The sequence below is a fragment of the Bacillus cereus group sp. N6 genome (assembly GCF_016483705.1).
Taxonomy (GTDB): domain Bacteria; phylum Bacillota; class Bacilli; order Bacillales; family Bacillaceae_G; genus Bacillus_A; species Bacillus_A wiedmannii.
In genome coordinates this window covers 1-234 of sequence record NZ_JAEHBI010000348.1, presented here as the reverse complement: position 1 = coordinate 234, position 234 = coordinate 1, and the positions used below count along the sequence as shown (strand labels likewise).

Below are 234 nucleotides of genomic sequence, written 5' to 3'. Positions count from 1 at the left end.
CACCTTTATGGGCGCACTGCTGATCCATTCACAAGAAAACAGATATATGGTGGCTTTGGCACTGGATTAGTTGGTGTGGCTGTAAAATGCGAATAAGCCACAGGATAACCTGTAGCTTCAAGAATTTTCGTTAATTCACCTAATGTCATGATTCAAGCGCCCTTTCGATACGTTTTGGCAATTCATCAATTACATACTCTTCAACAGGACGAATATGAACTTGAGCCGGAACAC

At 41.9% G+C, this 234-nt stretch carries 1 pseudogene; it reads right to left on the bottom strand.

The window, feature by feature from the left end:
• Positions 1–145: 145 nt before the first annotated feature.
• Positions 146–234, bottom strand: a pseudogene (locus JDS99_RS31540) (HK97 gp10 family phage protein); the annotation flags it as partial.